Genomic DNA, 4212 nt, shown 5'->3' with positions numbered 1-4212 from the left:
TAGTCCTTAGTTAGGTTTAGCCAGCAGATTCAGCACTTATGTTTTCTTTCATTCCGCAAGCTACATTCACTAAAAAATAAGAGCTTCCGGTGGAGTTTATCCTGAACATTTCGACTTCGCTCAATATGAACTCCGCCGAAGGGTGCAATACCGGATGTGGTTATTGATCGGTATACCGCTGATTAAACAAAATCAATCACCACCCGTATTTTATCCCTTGATGATTTCTGATATAAAATATAACTTAATTGATTATCTGGTCCGGAATACAAATGGGTATACCTGTCATTTTGAAAGGTTTTGGGACCCCTTTTGATTATTGATGTATACGACCTTTCTTCTGTTGGCGGTATTCATTCTTTTCCAGGTAGTCTGGGCGGCAGGTTTCAGAAAGGTAGAGCTTTACGAATAGGTTTCTTAAAACCCCTTGTTAAACGTTTACTGTTAACACGCTTTGCTATTTTGTCCAAAAAACAACTTTACCCAAATCGGAAAAAAGTCTTTAATGTAAAATGGCGCTATTTGTTCTAATCCAAAACAAAACTATATTTAAGTAACAATTGCTGCCTATAACTTACCCTTCTTCCCAAGCCATTTACCCCTTCCGGTCGGCTATTATCCGTAATTTGTACTAGGATGTCGTGGTCATAGGTAAGTAGGGAAAGGAGGGATAGTTTAAGTCCTTTTACAATAGTAAGATCCATTTGGTTTCTAAAATTGATATCTATATGATCAGCTTTCTCTAAATAGTTGGAGAACAGCAATAGGTTGCTACTCATACCAAAAGTATTGGAGAGTCTATTCTCATAAACTATACGAAGTGCCGTTCCCAATTGATTGTCGTAATTTTGAAATATAACATCCCCGTTTTCATCGACCTCCAGTGGGTTACCATGAATACCGTCCAAAAACTCGCCAGCATTATCCGTGGCAAAATCATCCGCAATCTGATCGTCCAGCACAATTATGTTCTTATAAGATAAGGGCGATAAAAAAATAGTCCAATAGTCATTGGGGCGGTGTTCAAATCCTAAGGAAAATTGAAATATAGCAGGGGAAAGAAATTTGGAAATAGGGTGGCCAGTCTGGGTTACATCCGAGAGGAAGTTGTCTTCATATGTTTTTGTCAACTGACTGCTAAAAAAAAGATCGGCGGCGTAATAATATTTAGAAAAATAAGAGGTCCTGTAGGCTGCATTTGAGTTAAGCCAAAGATTGTCCATATTTTTTTGAAAGGGTACTGCGGTATCGAGACTGTCTGACAGACGGCCGCTACCTGCCTTTTGTATGGCATAATCAAGACTAAAATTCGTATCCCAGCTAAATCTCCCTCGGTTGAATATACTTCTTATGTCTATGGCTGCCCCAAACCCCAATCTATTTTTCCCCGCTCCCACGGCGGGATTGATCAATACATTGCTTAAAAAATCAACTCCTAGGCTTAGTTCCGTGGTCCAGCCCTGTTGGGTAATCGGCACCTGTTGTACTTGAGCGGATACATATATATTATGGGAAAAAAAGAGGGCGATCAGAAGAAATCGGCACCTACAAAATGCAGTTCCCATTAGTCAAAAGGATTTGTCCAACCCTTTACATCCTGGGCCTTGTCAACGTTCAAATCCCAACTGCCACCACTATCGCCTTGGGCAATTAAGGTTCTGACATCCCCTCGTTCCAAAGTGATCTGTTGTTCTGGAAAATTCCACGAGAAAGTTGCATTGGAATGTCCTTCGATTTCCATCATACCGCCCGTATTGATACCATCGGCAGAACTGTTTCCCAATACCTCAAATCCATTGTTGCTTTGTTCGGAGCCCCAATTTAGACCATATTTGAGATCATTTGTATTATATGGCTCTTGGCCATAACGATGTACATCCATGTCGCGAAAGACCGAGGTCGACTTGCCGATACTGGCCTTGCCCTGTCGAATGTTTTCCTTTGCCCCATCAAATATACCTGCTATACTACCCATTTTATGGTCTTTATTCCTTGGATTGTTGTTCGGAATTTCTTTTCAATATTCTATTGTTATTAGCTACTAAAATAATTCTTTTAATCTATTTTCAAAATAGGCAACCTCACTCTTATACTGATTTCCCAGTATTTTCCCCATGGATTTAATTGTAACCAATCCCACTGGATATTTTTAAGTTTTTAGGCCTTTTCATACAGTTCCCCTATTCTTGATCAAACCTAAATGAGTTCAAGATCGAAACGGCCAATTTATCCAGATCCGTCATGTGTGGGGTATTCGGGATCGAGGCCGAGAGTATAAAAACATGGGAGGAGGACTGGGTGAAAATTTCACGTACAAACAATACCATATCAATATCCTCTGCAAACCAGGAAGAACGCCTGGAATATGCGCTAAAACCTTCTTGGGAGATGTCTTTCCCCTCCAATATGGTGTAATTTGTATAGTTTGCCTGTTGGCCTTTTGTTGCTTTCGCCGCATCGAGATAGTTTTTCCCTTCCCGCCCTATGCGTGTGACGAAAAATGCAAAATGGGAATTCCCGATTTTGGGACCTACGAACATCGTTCGAGTATCATCCAGTCTTTTAACCTTCCAATTCTCCGGGATTACAATGGTAAACCCGCTTCCCTTATAGGTGCGTTTGGCCACCTGAACGTCCTGGACCGCTCTGCCAAACTTTAAAAAGGATGTTGTACCACGGTCTGTCAATAATGTGTTCGTCTGGTTTATGTGTACTTCTTTAAAACCGCTTAAAGTACAGCTAATTACAACCAAAAAAACTAAAATTTGTAATCTAAAAGGCAAATGCATGGTACTGTGATTTTAGTATTGTCCGTCCCACTTTGTTCATTGGAATAGTCGTTATAAGCGGCTATATTCAATGGTGACAAATAGCCTGTTCAGCTAGTTGAATCGGAATGAATTCATGACATGTATAATTGCACTATCGAGTTCTTCAAGATCTGGGGAATTGGGAATGGAGCTCGATAGTATGAAAACTTTATTTTCAGATTCCGTGAATATCTCACGTATAAAGAGCATCATGTCCATATCCTCTTCGTACCAGCAAGAACGTCTCATTAAGGCCTTGAAACCGGCATCCGATATATTTGCCTGTTCTAAAACCTTATACTCCTTGTTCTTTTCTTGTTCAGATTTCATTTTTCTGGCAGCATCCTTATAAGACTTTCCCTGTTTTTCAACTGCAGTTACATAAAAGCCAATCCGCTTCTCACCAACTTTAGGTCCATAAAAAAAAGTTTGCTTCCCATCAATTTCATCAATGTACCAATTTGCGGCAACTTCAATGGTATAATCCTTGTGCTTATATACCCTTGCCAAAGGCACCTTATCCATTAAATCATTTTTAGACATATTCATACTATTTTATCTTGTTGTTCAAAACTACCCCCAAGGTGTCCCTGGTATCCATCCCGTAGCCTTTTTACCCAAATCAAGGGCATCAGAGGCGGTCTCCCTGGCATCGAGCTCGACCTCAAAACCTAGATCAACACCCACACCTAGTGTGGCACCTACATCGAATTCGGCTGCTAATGTCCAGTCATCAAAGCCTACATCACCACTTAGCTCCCCCCCTATGCCATAGGTAATTCCGGCGTTGCCCGCGAGTGTTCCGTTATCGCCTCGCAACCCTCCTTCAGCTTCCAATTTCCCTCCGGCAAAAGCTTCGCCCCCCGCAGAAGCACTCAAATCACCTTCCATAGGATTAAAATTTAGTCCTGCGGATACTTCCGCTTCAGCCCCTACGAAAATCTGCGCTTCTGTATAAGCGGGACCGTACGAGCCTTCATATTCTGCATTAAACAAATATACTTCTGCATTGGCAGTTACTTCTGCATTTAAGCCATTTTCATCTAGGCCAAGAGTTGCCGAGCCCCCGGTTTCATAGCCTAGTACATCCATTTCCAAATGGTTGTTCTCGCTACCCCAATCATCTCCCCACACGGATCCTTCATGCTGCATGGCTTCAATATCCCCTCCCATAATATGAAGATTGGCATCGACATACGTATTTTCCTGTAACCAGTTTTTGTCAGCATCGGGATCGGTACCCAGCTCAATTTCCGCGGTGGTTTCGCCCCAATCCTGTCTTTCTATGTGGATATAGGTCATATCCCATTCCCCGGTTTCCCTGTTGTGTTCAAATCTTGAGGAGCCATCAAGGCTGTACGAATAAATTTTCCCATCTCTTCCGATTGCCTCTCCCCAACGT

The 4212-nt window shown here is 41.7% G+C and carries 5 protein-coding genes; all 5 read right to left on the bottom strand.

What is annotated here, in order from left to right; translation table 11 throughout:
- Positions 1-527: 527 nt before the first annotated feature.
- Positions 528-1565: a DUF3078 domain-containing protein gene (locus WBM98_RS12370; protein ID WP_424366333.1), complete on the bottom strand. Its 1038-nt coding sequence runs from the start codon at positions 1563-1565 to the stop codon at positions 528-530.
- Positions 1565-1975, bottom strand: a complete 411-nt coding sequence (locus tag WBM98_RS12365; RefSeq protein WP_424366332.1) for a hypothetical protein — start codon at positions 1973-1975, stop codon at positions 1565-1567. Before WBM98_RS12365 ends, WBM98_RS12370 begins: the two co-directional genes overlap by 1 nt.
- 205 nt (positions 1976-2180) lie before the next feature.
- Positions 2181-2753 carry a hypothetical protein gene (locus WBM98_RS12360; RefSeq protein ID WP_424366331.1) on the bottom strand — a complete coding sequence of 191 codons (573 nt, stop codon included), beginning with the start codon at positions 2751-2753 and terminating at the stop codon, positions 2181-2183.
- 129 nt (positions 2754-2882) lie between these two features.
- Positions 2883-3353 (bottom strand): hypothetical protein, encoded by a 471-nt coding sequence (locus tag WBM98_RS12355; protein ID WP_424366330.1) that lies wholly within the window; start codon positions 3351-3353, stop codon positions 2883-2885.
- Between the two features lie 30 nt (positions 3354-3383).
- Positions 3384-4212, bottom strand: an 829-nt coding sequence (locus WBM98_RS12350) for a hypothetical protein (RefSeq protein WP_424366329.1), incomplete at its 5' end; no start/stop codon positions are given.

Origin of the sequence: Maribacter sp. (assembly GCF_049667165.1) — a bacterium.
Lineage (GTDB): Bacteria > Bacteroidota > Bacteroidia > Flavobacteriales > Flavobacteriaceae > Maribacter_A.
Note: the sequence above shows the minus strand (reverse complement) of the source record. Positions and strands in the feature narration are given on the sequence as shown.

Bases quoted from the DNA above. Each gene is read 5' to 3' on its own strand.
- WBM98_RS12370 (WP_424366333.1), bottom strand. From the start codon at position 1,565: ATGGGAACTGCATTTTGTAGGTGCCGATTTCTTCTGATCGCCCTCTTT.
- WBM98_RS12355 (WP_424366330.1), bottom strand. From the start codon at position 3,353: ATGTCTAAAAATGATTTAATGGATAAGGTGCCTTTGGCAAGGGTATAT.
- WBM98_RS12365 (WP_424366332.1), bottom strand. From the start codon at position 1,975: ATGGGTAGTATAGCAGGTATATTTGATGGGGCAAAGGAAAACATTCGA.